This window comes from Bradyrhizobium sp. CAR08 (genome assembly GCF_052871955.1).
Genome location: NZ_JBIXJX010000018.1, coordinates 86,376 through 111,428 on the forward strand (window position 1 = coordinate 86,376; position 25,053 = coordinate 111,428).

The following is a 25,053-nucleotide window of genomic DNA, read 5'->3' on the forward strand; positions in this document are numbered from 1 at the left end:
GCGCACGGCGCCTGAAGCGTCATCGCGTGTGCCCATAAATTTCAACCGCATTGTCGGCAGACACGAGGCCGCTTTCGATGTCGTCGTTGACGGCTGTCGGCGCGCGCTCCCGGGGATCGCCGATGCCGGCGCCGCCTGGTGTCAGCACCACCAGCCGGTCGTCCGGCGGCACCTGCTGAAAGCCTTTTCCACGCAGCTTCTTGCCGGACTTCAGGCCGACATAGCCGGCCTCGCCGTTCTTGCCGCCATCACGTCCGCGTGGCGGATGATCGATGCGATCGAATGCCGCCAGGATGTCGAACGGCGCATCGACACCGCTGCCGACCTCGATGATCTGGCCGAGGCCCCCGCGGGTTCGCCCTGCCCCGCCGGAATCCGGACGCAGTTCCTTGCGCCAGAAGATCAGCGGCGTCTGCGTCTCGGCGATCTCAACCGGCGTGCCGCGCACGCCGCTGGGATAGGCGGTCGCCGACAGCCCGTCCTTCGCGAAGCGCGCGCCGGTCCCGCCATTGGAGGTCACCGCCATCGAAAATCCGTAATTGCCGCCGGCGCCCGAGCGGGTCTGGCCGCGCACGTTGAGATTCCACAGGCACGAGGTGCCTTCCGCGGGCACGCGCTCGGGAATGATCTGGCGCAGGCAGCCGAACACGACATCGGGCAGCATCTGGCCGATGATGTGGCGCGAGGCGACCGGCGCCGGCTTTGGCGCATTGAGGATCGCGCCTTTGGGAGCCGACACCGTCAGTGGCGAGAGCGAACCGGCATTGTTCGGAATCTGGGAGGCGACGACGCAGCCGAGACCGAACACGGTGTAAGCGATGGTGTAGGACAGAGGCACGTTGATGCCGAACCTGGACGCGGCCGAGGTGCCGTCGAAGTCGACGTGGATGCCTTCGTCCGAGATCGTCAGCACGGCGGCCAGCGTGACCGGCTCATCATAGCCGTCGACCACCATGGTGTTGCGCCAGCTGCCTTTCGGCAGTTTGGCGATCTCGGCCAGCACGGCCTCGCGCGAGCGGTCGCAGATGTAGTCGCCGAGCGCATCGAGCGAGTCGATGCCGAACTCGGTCATCATCTCGACCAGGCGCTCGCAGCCGACGTCGTTGCAGCCGGCGAGCGAATAGGTATCGCCCTCGGTGTCGATCGGCAGCCGCGTGTTGGTGCGGATCATCGCCATCAGCGTCTCGTTGACGACGCCCTGGTCGATCAGCTTCAGCATGGGGATGTAGAGCCCCTCCATGAACACGTCGGTGGCGTCGGGTCCGAAGCCGATGCCGCCGATGTCCATGAGATGGCTGGTGCAGGAAAACAGCGCGACCGGCTTGCCGTCCTTGAAGCAGGGCGTGGTGACGACGAAATCGTTGAGATGGCCGGTGCCCATCCAGGGATCGTTGGTGATGTAGGCGTCGCCCTCCTTCATCGTCTCGATCGGAAAGTGGGCGATGAAGTGCTTGACCGATTCCGCCATCGAGTTGACGTGGCCGGGCGTGCCGGTCACCGCCTGCGCCAGCATCCGTCCCTTGAGGTCGAACACGCCGGCCGAGAGGTCGCCGCATTCGCGCACGATCGGGCTGAAGGCCGTGCGGAGCAGCACCTGCGCCTGCTCCTCGACCACGGCGATCAGCCGGTGCCACATGATCTGAAGGTCGATCAGGCTCGCGCCGCTTGCCTTGCTCATGATCAGGCCGCCTTCCGTTCCATGACGATGCTGCCGGCACCGTCGATATGGGCATCAAAACTGTTGGAGACGAACGTCGAGGTCTCGTCCTCCGCGATCACGGCGGGACCTGCAATCGTCGCGCCTGGCGCCATGTCCTCGCGGCGATAGAGCGGGATCTCGATCACCTCCCCGACCCGGCCATCGAAGAACTTGCGGCTGCCGGTCGCCTTCCCGGCGGGCTTGCGCGTAACGGTTGCGACAATAGGCGGATTGCGCGCCTCGGTCGTCGCAAGCACCGACCAGCTCAAGACCTCGATCGCCGCACCCGGGATCGGCCGCTCGAACATCACCGCATAATCCGCCTCGAACTTCTGACGCAGGCCGGCCAGATCGGCCGTCGCCAGCCGCCGGTTCGGCAGTTCGATCGAGATCTCATGGCCTTGACCGACATAGCGCATGAAGGCCGCGCGGCGCTCGCGGACCGGCGCGCCTGCCGCACCCGTCTCGACCAGCGCACGCGCTTCGGTCACCATCTCCTGGAGCAGATCGGAGACCCCTTCGGTGTCGAAATCGTCGAGCCGCACATGACGGCTGCGCACCAGCTCGTAGGCGATCGGAGCCGCGAGGAAGCCAACGGCCGAGCCGACGCCGGCATTGGAAGGAACGATCACGCGGGAGACACCGATCTTCTCGGCGACGCGCGCCGCATGCAGAGGCGCCGCGCCGCCGAAGGCGATCAGCGTGTGCTGACCGACAATCTCACCGCGCTCGACCGCATGCACGCGCGCCGCGCTCGCCATGTTCTCGCAGACGACCTCGTGCACGGCATAGGCCGCAGTCTCTGCCGACAGACCCAGCGGCTCGCCGACGCTGCGCAGCAGCGCCTGCTTCGAGAGTTCAGGGTCGAGCTTGATCGTGCCACCCGCGAAGTCGTCCGGATCGATCATGCCGAGCGCGACGTCGGCATCCGTCACGGCCGGGCGCAGGCCGCCGCGGCCGTAGCAGGCGGGCCCGGGCTCCGACGAGGCACTCTCAGGACCGACCGTGACGCGCTTCATCGCATCGACATGGGCGATCGAGCCGCCGCCGGCGCCGATCTCGACCATCTCGATCACGGGAATCCGCACCGGCAGACCCGAACCTTTCAGGAAGCGCGCTGCGCGATCGACCTCGAACACGCGCGAGGTCTCGGGCTGGTATTTTTCGATCAGACAGATCTTTGCCGTGGTACCGCCCATATCGAAGGACAGCACCTTGCTCTCGCCGAGACGCGCCGCGATCTGCGCCGCGAAAATGGCGCCGCCGGCAGGACCGGATTCGACGAGGCGCACCGGAAAGCGCCGCGCCGTCTCGATCGAGGTGACACCGCCGCCGGAGGTGACGAGATAGATCGCGCCGCGGTACTGCTCGACCTGCAAGGCGTCGGACATGCGAGCGAGATAACCATCGATTAGCGGCTGCACATAGGCGTTGGCCACTGCAGTCGATGTGCGCTCATATTCGCGGATCTCCGGGCACACCGCGGACGATACGGTCACGGAAATGCCGGGCATCTCCTCACTGATGATCGCGGCCGTGCGGCGCTCGTGCTCGGGATTGGCGTAGGAGTGCAGGAACGCGATTGCGACGCTCTCGACGTTCAGCGCGCGCAATCTTGGCGCGAGCGCGCGCACCGCCGCTTCGTCCAACGGGAGGCGGACGGCGCCATGCGCGTCGATGCGCTCGGGCACGGTGAAGCGCAAAGATCGCGGCGCCAGCGGCTTCGGCTTGTCGATGGAGAGGTCATACTGGTCGTAGCGGCTCTCGGTGCCGATATCGAGCACGTCGCGAAAGCCCTCGGTCGCGATCAACGCCGTCTTGGCGCCGCGACGCTCGATGATGGCGTTGGTCGCGAGCGTCGTGCCGTGAATGAAGACGTCGATGTCGCTGATATAGGCGCGCGCATCAGCGAGAATGAGCCGCATGCCGTCCAGCACCGCCTCTTCCGGCCGCTGCGGCGTCGTCAGCAATTTGCGCGTCTTGCGCACCTCGCCCACGTCCAGCACGATGTCGGTGAACGTGCCACCGATATCGACGGCAAGCCGCACCTCGGCTCCCTCAAGCATTCCAAACTCTCCGTGCTGATCGTCAAGACCGAGGACAAAAGCGCAGCAATTTCCATGCCATGGATGACAGGAACATGCTGCCGTCCAGCTATTCTGCTTGGCACCCATGCAATAGGCAAGGCGTGTTCGCAGGCCGCGCGATCAGAGCAGGAATGCAAGCGCCGCTTCGCAGCGCTCCTCGACCTTCAGCGTGAGGAGATCATCGGCGCGGGTGCGTCCGAGATTGACCGCAGCGATCGGGATTTGCCGTTGCGCGGCCGCCTGCACAAAGCGGAAACCGGAATAGACCATCAGTGACGAGCCGACGATGAGCATGGCGTCCGCCTGCGCCAGATGATCCTGCGCGGTCACGACCACGTCGCGCGGGACGGTCTCGCCGAAGAACACGACGTCGGGCTTGAGGATGCCGCCGCAGGATTCGCAGGCCGGCACCTTGAACGACGAAAAATCCGCATGCTCCAGGTCCGCATCGCCGTCGGGCGCATCGGCCGCGTCGAGCGTCAACCATTCCGCATTGGCGTGGCCGAGCGTCTCCTGGAATTCGCTCCGCGGGGTCTTTTGACCGCAGCCCATGCAGCGGACCAGATCGAGCCGGCCGTGCAGGTCGATCACCTGGCGGTGGCCGGCGGATTGATGCAGCCGGTCGACGTTCTGGGTCAGCAGCATTCCGCAACGCCCGCTCGCCTCGAGCCGGGCGAGCGCGTGATGCGCATCGTTCGGCCTCGCCTGGCCGAACCGCCGCCAGCCGATCAGGCTGCGCGCCCAATAGCGCCGACGCGTATGCTCTTCCGACATGAAAGCCTGGAAGTTCACCGGCTGGGTCCGCTTCCAGTTGCCGTGACTGTCGCGATAATCGGGGATGCCCGAATTGGTGCTGCAGCCAGCGCCGGTCAGCACGAACAGATTTTCGTGCCGTCCGACGAAATCGCGGAGCGGATGATTTGCCATGACGCAGATGTAGTCTGCGCAGGCCGGTTTTGCCAGATGGCGAGGAAGCCCGCTAGCTTGCCCAGTTCTCGCGGAATTCGGGAAACAGCGTCAGACCTCCGCACGCATAGATGGTCTGCCCCGTGATGTAGCTGGCCTCATCCGAGGCGAGGAAGGCGAACACGCCGGCGATCTCCTCCGGCGTGCCGACACGGCCGAGCGGAATGTGGCTGGTGACCACACCGCGCTTTTCCGGATCGCCGGTCCAGGCCGCGTTGATTGGGGTGTCGATCGCGCCTGGACCGACCGCATTGACGCGAATGCCGCGGCCGGCGAATTCGAGTGCCAGCGTGCGTGTCAGATTGGCCATGCCGCCCTTGCTGATGGAATAGGCGAGGTAGCCGGGTTTCGGGATGATCTGGTGGACGCTGGAGCAATTGATGATGCTGCCGCCTGCGCCGCGCGCAACGAAATGCGCGAGCGCCTTCTGGGCGCAGAGCACGGCGCCGTTGAGATTGACGTCGATGATGCGGCGATAGGTGTCGATGTCGAGCGCCTCGCTCGGCGATTCCCGCTGGAAGCCCGCATTGTTGACCAGGCAGTCGAGACGCTTCCAGCGCGCCAGGATCGTCTCGAACATCGCGGCTACGTCCTGCTCGTTGCTGACGTCGGCCCTGACGACGACATGGTCGAGCTTGCCGTGGCCGCGATCGCTCGATGCCGTACGCGCGTACGCGAGCACCTCCTCTGCCTTTTCCGGATGATCGACATAGTTGATGGCAACGGTCGCGCCTTCCTGGGCAAGCCGAATGGCGACGGCGCGGCCGATGCCTTGCGAGGCGCCCGTCACCAGCGCGTATTGGCCGACGAGGCGCGAAGAAAAGGTGGTCGAGCGGTCGGTATGTGGCATCGTTCTTCTCCGGGGACACATCAACATGGAGGGAACCGGCGTTTTGTTCCATCCGTCGGCGCACCGCTGGGATTCACTCCTAGCGGCGAGCCAGTCGCGAAGTCAGGATCTGGTACAGGATGATGGCGCCAAAGGTTGCGGTGCCGATCCCGCCGATCGTGAAGGCGCCGAATTTGAGCGTGAGGTCGCCGGCGCCTGCGGTGAGCGCGACCGCGACGGTGATCAGGTTTGCCGGACTTGAGAAGTCGACCTTGTTCTCGACCCAGATCCGGCCGGCCATTGCGGCGATCAACCCGAACAGCACGATCGAGAGCCCACCGATGACGGGACCCGGGATCGACAGGACCAGCGCGCCGAATTTCGGCGAGAAGCCGAGCACGATCGACACCATCGCCGCGAAGGCAAACAGCAAGGTCGAATAGACCTTCGTCGCCGCCATGACGCCGATGTTTTCGGCATAGGTGGTGACGCCGGTGCCGCCGCCGCAGGCGGCCACCATGGTCGCGAGGCTGTCGGCAAGCAAGGCGCGGCCGAGATAGTCATCGAGGCTCCGGCCCGTCATGGCGCCGACGGCCTTGATGTGACCGAGGTTCTCGGCGACGAGAATGATCGCGACCGGCGCGATCAGGACGATTGCATCGGCCTGGAAGGTCGGCGTGGTAAAACTCGGCAGGCGGATCCGCGACGCAGCCGAAACTTGCGTGAAGTCGATCGGCCTGCCGAAGCCGAGGCCGTTCGCGAACAGCAGGTACAAAAGATATCCGCCGATCGCGCCGAGAATGATCGGCAGGCGGCGCCACAGGCCAGGCGCGCCAACGGCAACCACGCCGATGATCAGAACGGTCGCGAGCCCGATTCCTGTGTCGAACGCATTGGCGCTCACTGCCTTGACCGCCACCGGCGCGAGGTTGAGGCCGATCGCGGCGACCACAGCGCCGGTGACGACCGGCGGCAACAGCTTCTCGATCCAGCCAACCCCCGACCACATCACGACCAGCGCGATCAGGCCATAGAGGACGCCGGCTCCTACGATGCCGCCAAGCGCAACCGACAGGTTCGGGTTCGGCCCGTGCCCGGCATAGCCTGTGGCGGCGATCACGACCGCGATGAACGCGAAGCTCGAGCCGAGATAGCTCGGCACGCGCCCCGCGACGATGACGAAGAAGATCAGCGTGCCGATGCCGGAAAACAGCACCGCAACATTGGGATCGAACCCCATCAGCAGCGGCGCGATGATCGTCGAGCCCGACATTGCGACGCAATGCTGGAGACCGGAGACGACGGTCTGGCCAAGCGGCAGCCGCTGCTCGGGCATGATCACGCCGGAGGACTTCACAATCCAACGCGGAAAATAGCCTTGCGCTCGCTCATCGGAGCCCGTTGCAATCGGCATGTTCCCCCCAGTTGCGGTGCAGCGACCGATCTTCGTGCGAACAGACAAAAATGTGATTGTCGCTTCTGCAGCGGCCATCACATGATGCAAATCAAACAAGATCAATACGTCCGGGGCCTATTCTATGACACAGATTGCGATCCAGCCAGCCGTCCACCGCCGGCACCAGCCCTGGTACAAGATCCTCTACATTCAGGTGCTGATCGCGATCGCACTCGGGGTGCTCGTCGGCTATTTCTATCCCGATCTCGGCAAGGCCCTGAAGCCGCTCGGTGACGGTTTCATCGCGCTGATCAAGATGATGATCGCGCCGGTGATCTTCTGCACCGTGGTGCACGGCATCTCCTCGATGGGCGACCTCAAGCGCGTCGGTCGGGTCGGGCTGAAGTCGCTGATCTATTTCGAGACGGTCTCGACCGTGGCGCTCGCGGTCGGCCTGCTGGTCGGCGAGGTGCTCCAGCCCGGGCACGGCTTCAACATCGATCCCGCCACGATCGACCCGAAATCGGTGGCGACCTACGTCACCAAGGCCAAGGAAGAAGGCATCGTCGCCCATCTGATGGCGATCATCCCCGACAGCTATCTGGGCGCCATCGCACGCGGCGATCTGTTGCAGGTGCTACTGATCTCGATCCTGTCGGGCTTCGCCATCGCGTTCCTCGGCAAGGCCGGCGAGCCCATTGCGGAGGCGATCGACAAGGCCGCAAAGATGTTCTTCGGCATCATCCGCATCATCGTGCGCGTCGCCCCGATCGGAGCGTTCGGCGCGATGGCGTTCACCGTCGGTGCCTACGGCCTCGGTTCGCTGCTCAACCTCGCGGCCCTGATCGGCACGTTCTATCTCACCAGCATCCTGTTCGTTGTGGTCGTGCTCGGCGCAATCGCGCGGCTCGCCGGCTTCTCGATCTTGCGTTTCATCGCCTACATCAAGGACGAGCTGCTGATCGTGCTCGGCACCTCGTCATCAGAAACGGTGCTGCCGCAGATGATCCAGAAGATGGAGCATCTCGGCGCCTCGCGTTCGGTGGTCGGCCTCGTCATTCCGACCGGTTACAGCTTCAACCTCGACGGCACCAACATCTACATGACGCTGGCAACGCTGTTCCTGGCGCAGGCGACCAATACCCATCTGACCATCTGGCAGGAGCTCGGCATTCTCGGCATCGCCATGATCACCTCGAAGGGCGCCTCTGGCGTGACGGGGGCGGGCTTCATCACGCTGGCGGCGACGCTCTCGATCGTGCCCGACATCCCGATCCAGTCGATTGCGATCCTGGTCGGCATCGACAAGTTCATGAGCGAGTGCCGCGCGCTGACCAATCTGATCGGCAACGGCGTCGCCTGTGTCGTCATCAGCATCTCCGAAGGCGAGCTCGACCGCGATGCGCTGCACGAGACCATGGCCCATCCGCTGGAGATGGGTGAGGCGCTCGAACCGGGCGGCAGCGCCGCCTCCTAGGCGGGCGCAGGTTGGGCGGCGTCCGGTTCCAACGCGGTAGTTTCCCGGGGTGGTAAATTGGAGCGACGCGAGTCACAACTGCTGCGTTGGGATCACGGATTGATACTCATCTTTTTCCACCCGACGCGCTGGGGGCAGGGCGTCGGGTTTTTGAAAATTGTCGTCGTGCCGAACCGCAAAGCGGGATCAAATGATCCTGCAACCGGCGCGCTGCCTCGGGGCAGCAAGATCGAGCCGTCGGGTAATCCCGATCGCCTGCAAAAACGCCTCATCATGACTGACGACGAGCAGCGCGCCGTCATAGGCCCTCAAGCCCGCTTCGACGGCTTCGATGGATTCGATGTCCAGATGATTGGTCGGCTCGTCGAGGATCAGCAGCGACGGCGGCATCGCTCCGCCCAGCACGCAGGCAAGGCCTGCACGAAACATCTGCCCGCCGCTCAAATGTCCCGCAATCTGCAAGGCGGCATCGGCTCGAAACATGAACCGGGCCAGCGCCGCATGGCATTCATTTGCACCCGCCTTCGGATGGAAGCGCCTGAAGTTATCCAGGATGGAGACCGCGGGATCGAGCAGGCTGGCCTTCTGATCGAACAGCGCAAGATCCGGCCTGACCCGCATGGTGCCGGAGAGCGGACGTAGTTCGCCGGCGACGAGTTTCAGCAGCGTCGTCTTGCCGGAACCGTTGGGTCCGACAATTGCCAGGCGCTCCGGACCAACGATCGCGAGCGATAGATCGCGCAAGACTTCCCGGTCCGGCCGATAGCCGGCGCTGACGCAATCGAGCCAAACCACCTCCCTGCCCGCCGGCAGCCGGGTCGAGGGCAGCTTTACCGACAGCGGCTGAAGAATCTCGATGCGCCGGCGCGCCGTATCGACGGCCTCAAGCGCATCCGCACGCCGCCGCTCGGCGATCTCCGCGGTCTTGCCGCCGGTGTCTTCGCTACGGTCCTTGCGTGCGCCGGCCAGGATGCGCGGCATGTCGCCCTTGGCGCGCTTCTTCTTACCCCCGCCGTCCTTGCGCGCTTTCCTCTCCGCGGCTTCCTGCGCTTTCCCGTCGATCTCGGACAGGCGCCTCTGGGCATGCGCGAGGTCGTGCCTGACAGCCGCGAGCGCAACGGCTTTCTGCTCGCAATAACTGCTCCAATTGCCGCCGTATCGCGTAGCTCCGAGCGACGTCAGCTCGACGATCGCATCCATGGTTTCGAGCAGGCTCCGATCGTGGCTGACGACGATCGCCCCACCGCGCCAAGACGCAAGGAAATCGATCACCGCCTTGCGCCCCTCCCGATCGAGATTGTTGGTGGGCTCGTCGAGCAGCAGGAAGTCTGGCTCCGCAAAGATCAGCGCGGCCAGACGAACCCGCGTGACCTGCCCGCCCGACAGGCGGTCGAGCTCGATCTCCGGAGCGACGTCGAACCCGACACGCGCAAGGGCGGACGTAAGCCGTGTTTCGAGGGTCCAATCGACCTCGGAAACCTCCTCGGCCAAGGCATCCCCGCGCTCGGCACGGCGAAGCAGATCGAGCGCGGCTCGCGCACCGAACAGGTCGATCACCTTCGCGCCCGCAAGGGGCTGGACGTCCTGGCGCAACAGACCAACGGTTCCGTTGATAGCAACGCGCCCCGATTGAGGAATGTGCTCTCGCGAAATCGACGCAAGCAGCGTCGTCTTCCCGACGCCGTTGCGGCCGACGAGGCCGGTCCGCTCGGCGCCGAACGTCAGGTCGATGTTGGAAAAAAGAGAGCGGCCGTCAGGCGTGGACAGCGACAGGTCGGACAGGATGATGGAAGCAGGCATGGAATTCCCCGTGAGCAAGGCAGGTCGGCTTTGCGGTCGGGGTAAAATCCATGGCTCTCGAATATCCTGGTTGAGGGCTCTCTAACTAATCCCATCGAAGGGCGAGATCAAGGCGAGGCTCGCAGGAACGACGGCGCGCGGAGCGCCGACGTCCGCCGCAGGCCCGCGCGATCAACCCTTGAGCGCGGTGACCACGACCTCGATGAGCGCGCTGCCACCGAGATCGGCGACGCCGACGGTGGCGCGGGTCGGCAGATTGTCGCCGAAGAACTCGGTCCAGACCGCGTCCATCTCCTTCTTCTTGGAAAGATCCGTGACGAAGATCGAGGTGCTCACGACGCGCGACTTGTCGGTGCCCGCTTCCTTCAGATAGCCGGCGATCTTGCCGAGGATGTTGCGGGTCTGCTCGCCCATCGAAACAGAGGTGTCGTCGGCGATGGTGCCGCCGATGAAGACGAAGCCGTTGGCTTCGACGGCGCGGTGCATGATGGGCGTGCGGATGCTGCGGATGATGCTCATGATGTCCTCTTGATGCTAGTGCGTGGAAGGATGGAAACGGTCGATGCCGAGATCGCCGATCCGGGTCTGGGTGCCGCCGTTGACAATCAGCTCCGCCATGACGGCGCCCGCGCCGGGGCCGAGCTGGAAACCGTGCAGCGAGAAGCCGAACTGGTGATAGAGGCCCTTGTGGCGGCTGCTCGGCCCGAACACGGGCAGATCGTCCTTGGTCTTGGCCTCGATGCCGGCCCAGGCGCGAACGATCGTCGCGCCGCGCATCACCGGGAACAATTCGAACACGGTGCGGGCGCTGGTTGCAAGGCTTTTCCAGTCCAGCACCGTCTCGTTGCGGTCCCGGTACGGCGTTGCCAGATGGCCGCCGCCGATCAGCACCGTGCCGTTCTTGAATTGCTTGAAGGACAGTTTGCGCCCGCGCAGGATCACGACCGGATCGATGAAATGCGGCACGCGCGAGGTGATCATCAACATCGGCGCCACCGTCTCGACCGGAACGGGCTCACCGAGCGCGGCCGCGATGGTCCCGGCCCAGGCCCCGGCGGCATTGACGAGCACCGGCGCGGCAAAGCTCTCGGCGCCGACATCGACATGCCAGAGACCATCGGTGTGCCGGATATTCGTGGCGGCAATGCCCTCGCGCACGGTCGCACCGAGCTGCCCGGCCTTGCGCCGGAACGCCGTCGTCGCCTGCGCGGGATTAGCCGCACCGTCGCGGCGCGAGACCACGCCGCCGGGACAGGTCTCGGCGACGGCGGGCACGAGGCGCCGCAACTCGGCCGCATCGATCAGCTCCTCGTGGGTAAAGCCGAGCGCGTTGAGCTCGGCCACACGTGCGCGGCAGACCGCGAGTTCCTCCTCGTTCTCTGCGACAAGGACCTGGCCATAGCTCTCGAAACTGCAATCGTCGTCGAGGAGATCGGCGATCTTCTCCCAGATTCCCATCGAGCGGATCGAAAGCGGGATTTCGGGGATGTGCCGCGCAAGCTGGCGGACGCCGCCGGCGTTGACACCGGAGGCGTGCCGGCCGGCATAGTCCTTCTCGATCAGCACCGGCTTCAGGCCGGCGAGACACAGATATAGCGCGGTCGAGCACCCGTGGATGCCGCCGCCGACGACGATCGCATCCACATTTTTCGTCATCCGCGCACCACCGCCTTGATGTCGTCTGCGCTCTTTGGAACGGCGGCGAGCTCGGCGAGCGTGATCGGCTTGACCGGCGCGCGCAGCCGGTAATAGCCAATCTCCTGCGGGCTCTTGCCCCGCGCCTGCGCCATCAGCTCGGTGACGGTGAGGCCGCAGAGCCGGCCCTGGCACGGCCCCATGCCGGTGCGGCGGTAGGCCTTGAGCTGGTTCGGCCCGGTCGCGCCGATCGCGACGGCGTCGAGAATATCCTTTGCGGTGACCTCCTCACAGCGACAGACGATGGTGTCGCCTGCGGGAATGCGAAACTGCGGCGCCGGCCGGAACAGCGTGTCGAGAAAAACGCGACCACGTTCGGCCTTGGCGAGATCGGCGCGGAGGCTCGCCATCGGCGCAAATTTTTTTGCAGCCGCAGGCGCCAACGCCTCCACTGCCGCGCGTGCCGCGATGCGGCCGCGCACTACGGCTGCGTTCGCCCCGCCGATGCCGGCGCCGTCGCCAGCAATCGCAATGCCGGCGACCGACGAATTGCCGCTGGCATCCAGCACCGGAGACCAGCACAATTGCAAATCATCCCAGCGATGCTCGATTCCGGCCGCCATCGCCAGATTGACGTTGGGCACGACGCCCTGGTGCAGCAGCAAGAGATCCGCAAGGACGGTCTCGCGTTTGCCGCCGGCGACATAGCTGACGTTCGCGAGTTGGCCGTCACCAGAGGCAGCAAGCTCGCTGACACCTGAGAGGACCTGCACCTTCGCCTTCACCTCGCGCATCATCGACAAGCCCTTGGCGAAATACGGCGAGGTCAGGAAAGCGAAAGCGTGGGGGAGTGCGGCGAAATAGTTTCCGCGCTCGGTGGTGTCGAGAATGCGATCGATGCGACCGCCGAGACGCAAGATCTGCGCGGCGAGCAGCCAGAGCAGCGGCCCCTGCCCCGCGATCACCGTGCGGCCATCCGGCACCAGGGCCGATGATTTCAACATGGTCTGCGCGGCGCCCGCGGTCATCACGCCCGGAAGCGTCCACCCGGGAATCGGAAACGGCCGCTCCAGCGCGCCGGTCGCGAGGATCACGCGCCTGGCCTTGACGAAGGCGGACGCGCCGCCGACCGAGACGGCGATATCGAGATTGCGATCGAGGCTCCAGACCGTTGCGCGCTGAATGACCTCCGCGTTGCCTGCGCGTAGCGCCTGCACGAGATCGGTACCGACCCAATAGTCCTCACCGAGCTGGCTGCGGTCGGTCACCGGCGTCGAGGCGATGGCACGAAACACCTGGCCTCCGGGGCCGATATTCTCGTCGAGCAGCAGCGTGGACAGGCCGGCTTCGGCGGCCGTCGCGGCGGCGGCAAGGCCGGCAGGCCCGGCCCCGATCACCACGACGTCATATTCTTCGCGCTTGGGAGCCACAGTCATTTCCCGATCTCCCGCTTGCCCTTCTGAATCTCGATCTGCATGCCGTCGGTGACCGGCACCAGGCAGCCCTGTCGGTTGCCGACGCCATCGATGGTGACGAGGCAATCGAAGCACACGCCCATCATGCAATAGGGCAAACGCAGCGCCCCGCTGACTGCGGTCGAACGGCGTGCATCGCAGCTCGAGGCCAGCAGCGCGGCGGAGACGGTGTCGCCCTGCCGCGCCGCGACGGCAACGCCATCGACGAAGATTTGCACCGCTGGCCGCTTGTCCTGCTCGGATCGTTTGAACATCCTGGCTCCTTCAATGTCCCTAGTAGCCGCTGTTGTTCGCGGCACCGGCGGCGCCAAAACGGCTGGCCGAGAACGCGCCGACCAGCTCCGGCTCGAGCGCGCCCTGCGCGACCATCCGCGCGATCTCGAAGGCGTGGTTGGAGGCGAGCGTCACGCCGGAATGACAGCAGGCAACGAAGGCGCCGGGGTGCGTCTCCGACTGGTCGTAGATCGGAAAACCGTCCTGCGGCATGACGCGGATGCCGGCCCAGCTCCTGACCACGTTGAGCCGCGCGAGATGCGGAAACATGCGCTGGGCGCGATCGGTCATCACGGCGCTGATCGAATGCTTCATCGTGCGATCGTCGAGCTCGTCTTCCTTGCTGTCGCCGATCATCACCGTACCCTCGTCGGTCTGGCGGATCGTGGTCAGCGGATGCGGCAGGAACGGCATGGTGCGCTCGGTCACGACGATCTGGCCACGGGTCGGGCCCATCGGGGCGTAGAGACCGACCATCGGCGCCAGCGTCTGGTTGGCATTGCCGGCGGCGAGCACGATCTTGGCGGCACGGAGCTCGCCCTGCGGCGTCGTCAGGCGGAATTCACCGCCGCTCTGGCTGATCGCCGAGACCGGACGCTCCGGAAGATAATCGATGCCGAAGGCCCTGAAGCCGGTGTGGAACGCACGAAACGTGCGCAGCGAATTGACGTGACCGTCGAGTGGACAAAAGCTGCCGCCCGAAACTTCAGGCCCAATCAGCGGCAGCGCCTTCTTGACCTCGGACGCCGGCAGCATCTCCATCTTGTAGTCGGCGGCGCCTGTCTGGTTGTGCATGCGCTTGACCAGCTCGGTGCGCTGGCCGAATTCGTCCTCGCCGAGCGTGAGATGAAAGCCGCCATTCTGCTGAAGCGAGACATCCAGGCCAGTCTGCTGCTTCAGCTCGGACGCGAGCCGGCTCCATGCCTGTGACGCTTGCACGGTCCACACCGTATAGGCCGGCATGCCGAGCCCCTTGCTCTGCACCCAGACCAGCGCAAAGTTGGCACGCGAGGCACGCTTGGTGATGTCGCCTTCATCGAGCACGGCGACGCTCTTGCCGAGTCGGCCGAGGCCCCAGGCAATGGCGGAGCCGAGCAATCCGCCACCGACGACGGCGACGTCGTAATCTGTTCGCATGGACTCTCCTATCGCCCTGTATCGCCCTTGCCGGCGAGCACGCGGTCGAGCCCGTAGAAGCGGTCGAGCAGAATGAGGGCGGTCATGGTGATCGCGATCACGCAGGCCGAGACTGACGTCACCAGTGGATCGATGTTGTCCTGGATGTACAGAAACATGCGCACCGGCAATGTTTCGGTGCCGGGTGCCGCGAGGAAGACGGTCATGGTGAGATCGTCGAAGGACTGGATGAAGGCGAGCGCCCAGCCGCTGATGACGCCGGGCAGGCTCAACGGCAGCGTCACGCGGCGGAATAGCGTCCAGCCGCCGGCACCGAGCGAGACCGCCGCCATCTCGACCGAAAGGTCCATGCCGGTCGCCGCCGCCAGGGTCAGCCGTAGCGCGAACGGAAACACGATGATGACATGCGCGATGATCAGCGCGGCGAAGCTGCCGCCCATCCCGGCCGAGGTGAAGAAGCGCAGGAACGCGATGCCGAGCACGACATGCGGGATCATCAGCGGCGAGAGAAAGAGGGCCGCGAGCGCATCACGGCCGCGGAAGCGATAGCGCGCGATCGCGAGCGCCGCCGGTACCGCGAATAATAGCGCGACGAACGACGATAGTGCGCCCAGGCCAAGGCTGACCCAGAAAGCATGGACGAATTCGGGATAGTTGGCGATCGCCCTGAACCAGCGCAACGAAAAACCGTTTGTCGGCAACGACAGGAAGCCTTCAGGCGTGAACGCAACGAGGCAGACGACGAGGATCGGCGCCACCATGACGATGACAAAGATGGTGTGGAAGATCAGCGCGAGCGGGCCATTCCGGCTCATCGGAACACCTCCGCGTAACGGCGCTCGATCAGTGCGTTGCTGCCGACGACGATCAAGACCAGCGCGGCCAGCAGCAGCGTGGCGACCGCCGCCCCCAGCGGCCAGTTCAGCGTGTTGAGGAACTCGTCATAGGCCAGCGTCGCCGCGACCTTGAGTCGACGGCCGCCGATGATGGCGGGCGTCGCAAACGCGCTGGCCGAGAGCGAGAACACGATGATCGCCCCAGACAGCACGCCCGGCATGATCTGCGGCATGATGATGCGGTGGATGATGGTCGCAGGGCCGGCGCCGAGCGACATCGCGGCATTCTCGATCTGCGGATCGAGCCGCTGCAGCGCCGCCCACACCGACAGCACCATGAACGGCATCATCACGTGCGCGAGTGCGACCACCATGCCGGTTTCGGTGAACATGAAGGGGATAGGCGCGCGGATCAGCCCGGCCGACATCAGCAGCTTATTGACGAGGCCGTTGTTGCCGCCGAACAGCAGCGCCCAGCCGAGCGTCCGCGCCACCACGGAAATCAGCAACGGCCCCAGGATGACCAGGAGAAAAACGCTCTTCCAGCGTCCGCTCATGCGGTTGAGGATGTAGGCCTCGGGTGCACCGAGCACGGCGGTGAGCAGCGTGGTCAGGATTGCGATGCGAAACGTCCGCCCGAACATCTCGGCGTAATAGGGATCGGTGACGATCTCGTGCCAGTTCTTGAGGATGAAGACCGGCTCGATGCCCTTGTACTGGCCCCAATCATGGAACGACAGCATCACGGTCATTGCCAGCGGAATCAGGAGCACGCCGACGAACAGCATCAAAGCGGGCGCCGTCAGCGCCCAGGGCGTGCGTGCGTTTCGTTCCTCGGCGGAAGCGCTCATGCGACGCCCCTCACGCTCATGTCCTCGGGCCGCCAGGTGAGGTGAACGGCCTCGCCTTCGACCGGCTGCGACCGGCCGTCATTCTGGCGGATCACGGTCGCCGGGCCACATTCGCTCTCGCACTGGAACAGCCAGTGATTGCCCTGGAAGATGCGTGTGACGATCTTTGCGCTGAGGCCCGCGTCGCCAAAATCGATCCGCTCGGGGCGAATGCTAATGGTGACGGGACCGCTGCGCCCGACAGGCGCAGGCGCGCTCCACGAGCCGACAATCAATCGCCCAGGCGCACTGGTCCGATCGATCATCGCGGCAAAGTCGTTGGTCTTTCCCAAAAACTGCGAGACGAAGGCCGAGGCCGGCTTCTCATAGGTCTCTTGCGGGGTGCCGATCTGCTCGATCCGGCCCTGGCTCATCACCACGATGCGGTCGGACAACGACATCGCTTCGTTCTGGTCGTGGGTGACGAGGATCGTGGTGGTGCCGATGGTGCGCTGGATCTGGCGCAGCTCGATCTGCATCTCCTCGCGCAGCTTGGCGTCGAGATTCGACAGCGGCTCGTCGAGCAGCAATACGCTTGGCTTGATCACCAGCGCGCGCGCCAGCGCCACGCGCTGCTGCTGGCCGCCGGACATGCGGCGCGGATGGCGATCCTCGTAGCCCGCAAGCCCGACCATCGCGAGCGCGGCGCGGACGCGCTCGGTCCGTTCGCCGCGCGCCACATTGCGCATCTCGAGCCCGAAGGCGACATTCTCGGCCGCGGTCATGTGCGGAAACAGCGCGTAGCTTTGGAACACGATCCCGAGCCCGCGTTTGGCCGGATGGATCGCGGTCAGGTCCTTGCCTTCCAGCCGGATCGCGCCGCGGGTGGGATCGAGGAAGCCCGCGATCATCTGCAGGGTCGTGGTCTTGCCGCAGCCGGAGGGGCCGAGAAAGGAGACGAACTCCCCCTTCCCGACCGCGAGACTGAAGTCGTCGACGACAGTCTGCGCTCCGAATTGCTTGGCGACCCCTTCGAGCTCGAGATAGGCCATCGCACTGTCTCCGGGATGACCGATCAGCGCTCGACCTCGCGATTCCAGCGCTTGGTCCATTCCTCGCGCTTCTCGTTGATGACGGTCCAGTCCGGATTATAGAGCTTTGCCGCGCGCTCGCCGATCGGCGCCATCTTGCCGAGCTCGGGCGGGATCACCAGAGATTTCAGCACCGGGCCGTAGCCGTAGTCCTTCAGCATCACGAGCTGGATCTTGGGTTCGAGCAGCATCTTGACGAAGCTGGACGCAAGCGGCGAGGCGTTCGGCTTGGTGATCGGACAGGCGGTCGTCAGCAACGTCGCGGCGCCCTCCTTCGGATAGACGAAATCGACCGGGAAGCCGGTATTGGCAAAGCTCTGCACGCGGCCCGTGCCCCACACCGCGATCACGGCCTGGCCGGACTGAAACAGCTCGGTCATCTTCCCCGGCGACGGCTCATAGGCGAGCACGTTCGGATTGATCTGCTCCTTGAAGATCTTGAAGCCGGAATCGACATTGGCCTCGCCGCCGCCATTCATCTTCGACAACATCACCAGCGCTTCGAGCCCATAGGTGTTGTTGATCGGCGGGATCACGAGCTGCTTGGCGTATTTCGTGTCCTTCAAATCGTTCCAGGAGGTCGGCGGCGCCCAGCCCTTCTCCGCAAACACCTTGGTGTTGTACATCAACCCGGTGGCGACGATGCCGATGGCGACCGCGCGATCGTCCTTGAAGCGCGCAGTGTCGTAGAGATCGGCAGGCAGTCCCTCGAGCTTGCCGCAGAAGCCGAGCTGGATCGCCTGGTACATCGGGCCGTCGTCGACGATGGCGACGTCGATCTGCTGGTTGCCCTTCTGCGCCTGGAGCTTGGCCAGCGTGTCGGTGGAGTTGCCGGCGACGTACTCGACCTTGACGCCGTTCTCCTTCTCGAAAGTCGGGATCACCTCGTCGCGGATGGTCTTCTCGAACGAGCCGCCATAGCCGGCGACATAGAGCGTCTTTTGCTGAGCCGTGGCAACCGACGGGGCGGCGATGAGGGCCGCGATGCTGACCGCTGTCAGAAGGCGAAAAGTCTTCATGTGGTCCGATCTCCATACCGGGATGAGGTGACGTGCCGACGAGTCTCGTTGGCTGGACCTTCCGCATTTCCTTCCGCGCAAAACCCCTCTCCGACCAGGGCTCCGGCCCCTGCTCGACAGGTTTGGCGCGATCCGGAGGTTCGAACCCCTCCAATCTGCCGAAAAAGCGGGCCGTCTCCAGCTCTGATGAAAAAGATCGCAAACTCCGGCTTCCGTCGTCCAATGAATAATGGCACCCTCTGTATGCCTAAATGTTATGAATGGAATTCAGGATGGCGCGCATCAATTCGCGGCAGGTGGAAGCCTTCCGGGCTACGATGCTGACCGGCAGCGTGACTGAGGCGGCGGCGCTGATGAAAGTGACGCAGCCGGCGGTCAGCCGCTTGCTGCGCGACCTCCAGGCGCTGCTGAAGATGGAGCTGTTCGAGCGGCGCGGCACCGGCCTCGTGCCGACCGCTGCGGCAATGGCGCTCTACACCGAAGTCGAGCGCTCCTTCGTCGGCCTTGAACGGATCACGGCGGCAGCCGAGGAAATCCGCGGCCGCCGCACCGGCTCACTGCGGATCGCGGCACTTCCAGCATTGTCCAATGGCTATTTGCCGCGGCTCACCGGGCACTTCCTGAAGGAGCGGCCGAACCTCAACCTCGCTTTCTTCGGCGTGATCTCGCCGATCGTGGTCGACTGGGTACTGAACAATCAGTGCGACGTCGGCTTTGCCGAGGTGCCCATCGCGCATTCGGGCTTGCCGAGCCAGAAGCTGCCGGCGCCCGCGCGTGTGGCTGTACTGCCCACCGGTCACCGCCTCGCGGAAAAGGAAGTGCTGGAGCCCCGCGACTTCGAGGGCGAGACTTTCATCTCGCTGTCGGCGGGCTCGTCGAGCCGCCACCTCGTCGACCAGGTCTTCCATCGCCACGATGTCCGCCGCGTGCTCAGGGTCGAGACCACGCTGTCGGAGATCATGTGCGGCATGGTGTCGTCAGGACTTGGCGTCGCCATCTGCGATCCCTTCACCGCCCAGGAATTTTCTACCCGCGGCGTCGTCGTGCGCCGCTTCCTGCCGCGCATCGACTTCGAATTCTCGGCGGTCTTTCCGGCACAGCGCAGCCCCTCGCCGGTAGCGCTCGATCTGGTCGAGACCATACGCAAGGCGCTCGCCGAATTCGACGAGCCACCCCTCAGCCGTTGAACGCCGCCTGTGCCTCCGGCAGGTCCCAGATCTTGCCAATCGCAGCGGTGCCGGCAGCCGTGATCGCCGCCTCGTCGGCGCCGAGATAGCGGCCGGCATCGACCAGCATGCGGCCGTCGACCATGACCTGATCGATATTGGCGCGATTGGCGAGCGCGATCAGCGCGCGGCGCGGGTCGAACAGCGGCTGAAGATGCGGATGGGTGAGATCGACGATCGTGAGGTCGGCGGTCGCGCCCGGCTCGATACGGCCGAGATCGGGCCGCTTGATGACATCGGCCGCGATTGCCGTGTTCGCCTCGATCAACTCGGGCGCGTTCGCGACATCGGCACGCGCCGAGGTGATCTTGGAGATCAGCGACGCCGCATTGAGCTCGCCGAGCAGGTCCATGTTGTAGCCGTCGGTGCCGACCACCGTGCGCACGCCGTGCTCCGCGAACTGGCTGAAGGCCGCGGTGACGCCGGCGCGCGCGAACACGCGCGGGCAGTTGAGAACCGTCATACCGCGCGCGGCCATCAGCTTGAGATCGTCATCGGTGCTGAACATGCAGTGCGCCGCCATCAGGTCGGGCGCCAGCAGGCCGAGCCAGTCGAGATATTGCGCCGGCGTGCGGCCGCCATAGCGCTTGCCAATGGTTTCGACCTCGGCGCGGCTCTGCGCCATATGCGTCGTGACGGGCACGCCGAGCTCGCGTGCCCGCGCGGCACAGGCCCTCAACAGATCAGGCCCGCAGGTGTCGGTGGCATGCGGACTCATCGCAAGGCCGATGCGGCCGTCGCCGCGATTATTCCAGCGCTGGTAGAGTGCATCCCAGGTCGCCATGTCGGCTGTGCCGTCATCGCCGGAATAGTGCACCACGCCGTCGGGGCCGGCCTTGGCGTCCGACGTCGAGAACAGATAGGGCGCGCCGTAGAAGCGGATGCCCATCTCCTCGGCGGCATCGAACATCTCCGGGATCGAGTTGCGGAACGGCTCCATCACCGTGGTGGCGCCGCCCTTCAGGAGTTGGAGGATGCCGAGCCGCGCGACCGCCATGCGCTCTTCCGCCGACAAGATATCTGCACCGCGCTTGGTCAGCGGCAAAAGCACCGTGTAAACGATGCTCTGGTTGTTGCGGCGGCCGTTGCCGTCCTCGGTGTGGCTGCGCGCCACCGCTTCGGAGAAGCAGTGATTGTGCAGGTTCAACAGGCCCGGCAGAACGAAGCGGCCGGGACGGTCATGCACCTCGTCCGCCCGCGGCTTGTCGCGCGTGACCGCGGCAATCTTCTTGCCTTCGACCAGAACCCAATGGTCGCGCAACACGTCCTGCGCGCCGTCCTTGCGTGACAGCACATAGCTGCCGAAGATTGCGATCATGCTCATGCGGGGCGTACGTTCCAGAAGACGGCGGTGCCGTCGAGAATGCCGGTGATGGCTTTGCGATAGGCGGTCGGCTGCTTGTACAGGCCAATCGGAATATAGGGGATTTCCTGGAAAGCCACCGCCTGGATCTCACGGCAGATGCGCTGCTGCTCCGCGAGCTCGGAGGCCGCGAGCCACTGGCTGCGCAAGGCTCCCATCTTCTCGCTCGCATACCAGCCGGCGACTTTGCCCTCGCCGCGTATGTTGGTGTTGCCGGCCGGATTGAGCCAGTCGATGCCCTGCCAGTTGCCGACGGCCGCGCTCCAGCCGCCCTGACCGACCGGATCTTTCTTGAGCTGGCGCTGCAACACCACTGCGAAATCGAGCCCGGCATATTCGACGTTCATGCCGGCCTTGCGCAAGGAGTCGACGGCGATCTCGCCAAGCGGCTTCTGCGCCAGTGAGTTGGTGGGCACGAGCACCACGACCTTCTCGCCATTATACCCCGCGGCCTTGAGATCGGCCTTCACCTTGGCGTAGTCACGCGGGCCGCGGAAGACATCGAGGCCGACATCGCTGGCCATCGGCGTATTCGGCGCGAAATAGCCGATCGGTGAGACCTGGAAGTTCGGATCGGTACCGGCCACCGCGGTCATGAAGGCGGATTGATCGATGGCCCCCAGGAGCGCGCGGCGAACGGCAGGATTGTCGAACGGTGGCTGAAGATGATTGAGGCGCAGCATGCAGGCGTAACCGCGGGGATCGAGGATCCGCGTCTCGATGTCGCCGGCCGCCTTGATGATCGGCAGCAGGTCGTGTGGCGTGGTCTCTTGCCAGTCCTGCTCCCCGGTCTGCAGCGCGGCGACGCCGGTGCCGGCATCGGGCGTGGTGGTCCAGACCACCCGATCGTAGTGCACGATCTTCGGGCCCGCTGTCCAATCCGGCTTGCCGTCCGTGCGCGGCTGATAGCGCTCGAACCTCGCATACGCGTTGCGCGCACCCTGCACGCGCTCGTCGGCGAGATAGCGGAACGGGCCGCTGCCGATCACTTCGGTGAGCGGCTTGAACGGATCCTGGCCCGCCAGCCGCTCCGGCATCATGAAGCACGCGTTGATCGCGGCCTTGCCCAGCGCTTGCGGCAACAGCGGGAATGGACGTTTGAGGCGGAAGCGGATGGTGCGGTCGTCAGTGGCCGACAGCTCGTCAGTCGCCTCCATCAGCTCGCCGCCAAAGCCGTCGCGCGCGGCCCAGCGGCGGATGCTCGCGACGCAGTCGCGGGCGAGCACGCGCTCGCCATCGTGCCAGAACAGACCGTCGCGCAAGCTGAGGTCCCATTGCAGCCGGTCGCCGGAGACGACATGGCCCGACAGCATCTGGGGCGAGACCTGGAGCGAAGAGCTCATGCCGTAGAGCGTGTCGTAGACCATGAAGCCGTGGTTTCGCGACACTTGTGCCGTCGAATAGATGGGATCGACGAAGGCGAGGTCGATCACCGGAATGAAGCGTAGCGTGGTCTGGGATTCGGCGCGCAGGATGCCCGGAAATGACAGCGCCGGCACCGCGGCTGCGGCCTTGAGGAGCGAACGGCGGGAGACGGGCATTGCAAGAGGCTCCTGAAGGATCTTACGTGTTCAACAAGACCGCGCCGATCGCAGCGGCCACCGCCTGCTGCGCCGGCTCGACCACGGGCACACCGATGGCATCCGCAATCGCCGCGCGGTGCGAGGCCATGCCGGCGCAGCCCATCACCACGACATCGGCACGGCATTGCGAGACCAGCGCGCGGCCGGCTTCAATCAACCGTCCCCGGATGTCCGCGCCTGCCGTCTCCGCCGCGCTCGCGCCGACCGACCAGCTTCCGGCATAGCGGCTGTCGATGCCCATCAGCCGCACCATCCGCTGCTGGCGGCGAATGCTCGACGGCGACAGCGCGATGACGCCAAATCGCTCGCCCAGCATCATTGCGCGAAAGATGCCGCACTCGGCGATGCCCATCACCGGGCGCCCGCCGGCCGCCTCGCGCACCGCATGCAGGCCGGGATCACTGAAGCAGGCGAGCACGAAGGCATCCGCATCGGCGCGCGACACACGGTTGACCAGCGGCATCACCATGCTGTCGGCGTCGCGTTGCGAGCTGATGCCCGGCGGCCCCCCGGCAAGGCCGACGACCTCGATTGCGGGTCCGCCGGCGATGCGTAGCGGCGCGACGGCGTCGTCGATCGCCGCCGTCACCGATGCGGAGGAGTTGGGGTTGATGACGAGGATACGGGTCATGGCGTGGCTCAACTTTTTCCGGCCTCGTGGCGCAGGAAGTTGGCCGCGATCTTCTCACCGGTCGTGATCCAGACATCCGGGCACGACTTTGCGTAGGTCAGGAATTCGCGCAGCAGGCGCAGCCGCATCGGTCGACCGCTGCATTGTGGATGCAGCACGGTCGTCACCATCGCGCCCCAGTCTCTGGTTTCGTCGAGCTCGTCCTTCCAGATCGAGAGCACATGCTCCTTGGGGAAAATCGAGCGCGGACTGAAGCGCGCGGACAGGCCGTGCATCCAGTCGTCATAGCTGGCGGTCACCGGCAGCTCGATCGTGCCCGGCTTGCCGTCGGCGAGACGATGGCGATAGGGCCGCACGTCGTCGCGGAACGAGGAGGTGTAGACGATGCCGTGGCGCACTAACGCCACCCGCAGTTCCTCGGTGAATTCGCCGTAGGGCGCGCGGTAGCCGGTCGGCCTGACGCCGAGCCGGCGCTTGAGCGCCTCGAAGCCGCGCTCGAGTTCCTCCTCGATCCAGGGATCGCCGGGATCGGGAAGGAGATGGTGATAGCCGTGGTGGCCGATCTCGTGACCGGCCTTGAGAATGGACTCGGCCATCGCCGGATGCGCTTCGACCGACCATCCCGTGACGAAGAAGGTCGCCTTGAGATCGAACTGGTCGAGCAGCTCCAGGAGCTTCGGCGTGCCGACGCGTGCCTCATAGCCGCCATAGCTCATGGTGATGAGCCGCTGCGCGTGCACCGCGTCCTTGCTGGTCCAGGCGCTCTCCGCGTCCACGTCGAACGACAGGAACATCGCCGAATTGTACGGCTTCGGCCAGGGGTATTCCGGCGCAGGATCCGCGGTGTTGGCTGGGGTGAGCGGGATGCTCTGGAGTGCGTTACTGTCCAGCATTGATGGTCGCCTTTTCGAGTGCGTTGTCGCTCAGTTTCCACTTGGCAAGCAGCGTGCGATACGTGCCGTCCGCGATCAGCGCGTCGACCGCCTCCAGCATGGCTTGCTGCAGCGCCTTTTCCTTGACCGGCAGAGCGATGCCGGTGAATTGCTGCGCGATGGGCTCGCCCACGGTCGCATAGGTGCCGGGCTCGAGGTCCATGATGTAGGGCAGCGTCTCGTTGCCCTGGGCGGCGGCATCGATGCGGCCCTGCCTGAGCTGGGTGCGGGCGTCGGCCGAGCCGTCGGTGCCGACGAACTGGATCGGATTGGTGCCGCAATTCTTCTCGCTCCAGGCCGCGATCTGCGCCGGGAACATGGTGCGGCGGCTGGCGCCGACCTTCTTGCCACAGAGCGCGGCTGCGTCCTTGAACTCCGCCTTGCGCGACTGCTGCACGAAGAACTGCGGGCCGCTGCGTAAATAATCGACGAAGGACGCGATCTCGTGCCGGCTGGCATAGTCCGTGAAGCCGGACAGGATGGCGTCCACCCGCCCGGTCGAGATCGACGGCATGAACTCGGCAAAGCTGGTCTCCTGCCACTCGATCTTGACGCCGAGCTTGCGGCCGATGGCCTCGCCGAGATCGATGTCGAAGCCGGACAACGCGTTGGTGGCGGGATCGCGGAACTCCATCGGCGGATAGTTCGGCACCAGCGCGACCTTGATGCTGCCGCGCTTGGCGATCTCCGCCGGCAGCTCGACTGCCATGACCGGAGCGCTCATGGCGCCAACGAGTGCCGCCGTAACCAGAAGTCTCTTCATCGATA

At 65.2% G+C, this 25,053-nt stretch carries 22 protein-coding genes; 2 read left to right on the forward strand and 20 right to left on the reverse strand.

The genetic code is table 11. The features are described 5' to 3' along the window. Nucleotides 1-19: 19 nt before the first annotated feature. The 5 genes from ACIPUD_RS31020 to ACIPUD_RS31040 all read right to left on the reverse strand — a co-directional run bounded on the left by ACIPUD_RS31020 (nt 20) and on the right by ACIPUD_RS31040 (nt 6,995). A complete protein-coding gene (locus ACIPUD_RS31020) occupies nt 20-1,678 on the reverse strand; it encodes a hydantoinase B/oxoprolinase family protein (protein WP_085359478.1) in 1,659 nt (552 codons plus the stop codon). Nucleotides 1,679-1,680: 2 nt separating this feature from the next. Continuing rightward, nucleotides 1,681-3,765, reverse strand: a complete 2,085-nt coding sequence (locus ACIPUD_RS31025; protein WP_204512226.1) for a hydantoinase/oxoprolinase family protein — start codon at nt 3,763-3,765, stop codon at nt 1,681-1,683. Between the two features lie 141 nt (nt 3,766-3,906). Further along, entirely contained in the window at nt 3,907-4,713 is an 807-nt protein-coding gene (locus ACIPUD_RS31030; protein WP_085348919.1) for an NAD-dependent protein deacetylase, read from the reverse strand. A gap of 52 nt (nt 4,714-4,765) precedes the next feature. After that, nucleotides 4,766-5,602 (reverse strand): SDR family oxidoreductase, encoded by an 837-nt coding sequence (locus ACIPUD_RS31035; RefSeq protein ID WP_085359482.1) that lies wholly within the window; start codon nt 5,600-5,602, stop codon nt 4,766-4,768. A 79-nt stretch (nt 5,603-5,681) separates the two neighbouring features. Continuing rightward, a complete protein-coding gene (locus ACIPUD_RS31040) occupies nt 5,682-6,995 on the reverse strand; it encodes a solute carrier family 23 protein (RefSeq protein WP_446482178.1) in 1,314 nt (437 codons plus the stop codon). 124 nt (nt 6,996-7,119) lie between these two features. Here ACIPUD_RS31040 and ACIPUD_RS31045 point away from each other — a divergent pair, with 124 nt between their 5' ends. Then, nucleotides 7,120-8,454, forward strand: coding sequence for a dicarboxylate/amino acid:cation symporter (locus ACIPUD_RS31045; RefSeq protein WP_085359486.1), 1,335 nt, complete (start codon nt 7,120-7,122; stop codon nt 8,452-8,454). A gap of 186 nt (nt 8,455-8,640) precedes the next feature. Here the strand turns inward: ACIPUD_RS31045 and ACIPUD_RS31050 are convergent, their stop codons facing one another. The 10 genes from ACIPUD_RS31050 to ACIPUD_RS31095 form a co-directional block, all read right to left on the reverse strand. Continuing rightward, nucleotides 8,641-10,254, reverse strand: a complete 1,614-nt coding sequence (locus ACIPUD_RS31050; RefSeq protein WP_377829339.1) for an ABC-F family ATP-binding cassette domain-containing protein — start codon at nt 10,252-10,254, stop codon at nt 8,641-8,643. A 171-nt stretch (nt 10,255-10,425) separates the two neighbouring features. Continuing rightward, nucleotides 10,426-10,773 (reverse strand): RidA family protein, encoded by a 348-nt coding sequence (locus tag ACIPUD_RS31055; RefSeq protein WP_377829338.1) that lies wholly within the window; start codon nt 10,771-10,773, stop codon nt 10,426-10,428. Between the two features lie 15 nt (nt 10,774-10,788). Continuing rightward, a complete protein-coding gene (locus ACIPUD_RS31060) occupies nt 10,789-11,910 on the reverse strand; it encodes an NAD(P)/FAD-dependent oxidoreductase (RefSeq protein WP_377829337.1) in 1,122 nt (373 codons plus the stop codon). Next, nucleotides 11,907-13,325, reverse strand: coding sequence for an FAD/NAD(P)-dependent oxidoreductase (locus ACIPUD_RS31065; protein ID WP_446482179.1), 1,419 nt, complete (start codon nt 13,323-13,325; stop codon nt 11,907-11,909). The genes ACIPUD_RS31060 and ACIPUD_RS31065 overlap by 4 nt, the downstream gene beginning before the upstream one ends. Beyond that, entirely contained in the window at nt 13,322-13,618 is a 297-nt protein-coding gene (locus ACIPUD_RS31070; RefSeq protein ID WP_018453756.1) for a (2Fe-2S)-binding protein, read from the reverse strand. Before ACIPUD_RS31070 ends, ACIPUD_RS31065 begins: the two co-directional genes overlap by 4 nt. A gap of 19 nt (nt 13,619-13,637) precedes the next feature. After that, entirely contained in the window at nt 13,638-14,774 is a 1,137-nt protein-coding gene (locus ACIPUD_RS31075; RefSeq protein ID WP_085394696.1) for an NAD(P)/FAD-dependent oxidoreductase, read from the reverse strand. An 8-nt stretch (nt 14,775-14,782) separates the two neighbouring features. Further along, entirely contained in the window at nt 14,783-15,589 is an 807-nt protein-coding gene (locus ACIPUD_RS31080; RefSeq protein ID WP_085394697.1) for an ABC transporter permease, read from the reverse strand. Further along, the gene (locus tag ACIPUD_RS31085) at nt 15,586-16,461 is read right to left on the reverse strand and encodes an ABC transporter permease (RefSeq protein WP_018453753.1); all 876 of its coding nucleotides are present in this window, start codon (nt 16,459-16,461) and stop codon (nt 15,586-15,588) included. The genes ACIPUD_RS31080 and ACIPUD_RS31085 overlap by 4 nt, the downstream gene beginning before the upstream one ends. Next, nucleotides 16,458-17,492 (reverse strand): ABC transporter ATP-binding protein, encoded by a 1,035-nt coding sequence (locus ACIPUD_RS31090; protein ID WP_446482180.1) that lies wholly within the window; start codon nt 17,490-17,492, stop codon nt 16,458-16,460. The genes ACIPUD_RS31085 and ACIPUD_RS31090 overlap by 4 nt, the downstream gene beginning before the upstream one ends. Before the next feature lie 23 nt (nt 17,493-17,515). Then, complete coding sequence (locus tag ACIPUD_RS31095; RefSeq protein WP_085348930.1) at nt 17,516-18,550, reverse strand: ABC transporter substrate-binding protein; 1,035 nt, start codon at nt 18,548-18,550, stop codon at nt 17,516-17,518. Between the two features lie 272 nt (nt 18,551-18,822). Here ACIPUD_RS31095 and ACIPUD_RS31100 point away from each other — a divergent pair, with 272 nt between their 5' ends. Beyond that, entirely contained in the window at nt 18,823-19,737 is a 915-nt protein-coding gene (locus ACIPUD_RS31100) for a LysR substrate-binding domain-containing protein (protein WP_085359495.1), read from the forward strand. On the opposite strand, the gene ACIPUD_RS31105 is transcribed toward ACIPUD_RS31100, so the two are convergent. From ACIPUD_RS31105 to ACIPUD_RS31125, 5 genes are read right to left on the reverse strand one after another with little or no spacing between them, the layout of a single operon-like run. Then, nucleotides 19,727-21,100, reverse strand: a complete 1,374-nt coding sequence (locus ACIPUD_RS31105) for an amidohydrolase family protein (RefSeq protein ID WP_204512233.1) — start codon at nt 21,098-21,100, stop codon at nt 19,727-19,729. The genes ACIPUD_RS31100 and ACIPUD_RS31105 overlap by 11 nt on opposite strands. After that, nucleotides 21,097-22,680 (reverse strand): ABC transporter substrate-binding protein, encoded by a 1,584-nt coding sequence (locus ACIPUD_RS31110; protein ID WP_446482181.1) that lies wholly within the window; start codon nt 22,678-22,680, stop codon nt 21,097-21,099. The genes ACIPUD_RS31105 and ACIPUD_RS31110 overlap by 4 nt, the downstream gene beginning before the upstream one ends. Before the next feature lie 22 nt (nt 22,681-22,702). Then, entirely contained in the window at nt 22,703-23,353 is a 651-nt protein-coding gene (locus tag ACIPUD_RS31115; protein WP_247294022.1) for an aspartate/glutamate racemase family protein, read from the reverse strand. An 8-nt stretch (nt 23,354-23,361) separates the two neighbouring features. Further along, nucleotides 23,362-24,246: a polysaccharide deacetylase family protein gene (locus tag ACIPUD_RS31120; RefSeq protein ID WP_446482182.1), complete on the reverse strand. Its 885-nt coding sequence runs from the start codon at nt 24,244-24,246 to the stop codon at nt 23,362-23,364. Next, complete coding sequence (locus ACIPUD_RS31125) at nt 24,233-25,048, reverse strand: ABC transporter substrate-binding protein (protein ID WP_204512237.1); 816 nt, start codon at nt 25,046-25,048, stop codon at nt 24,233-24,235. The genes ACIPUD_RS31120 and ACIPUD_RS31125 overlap by 14 nt, the downstream gene beginning before the upstream one ends. Between the last annotated feature and the right edge of the window lie 5 nt (nt 25,049-25,053).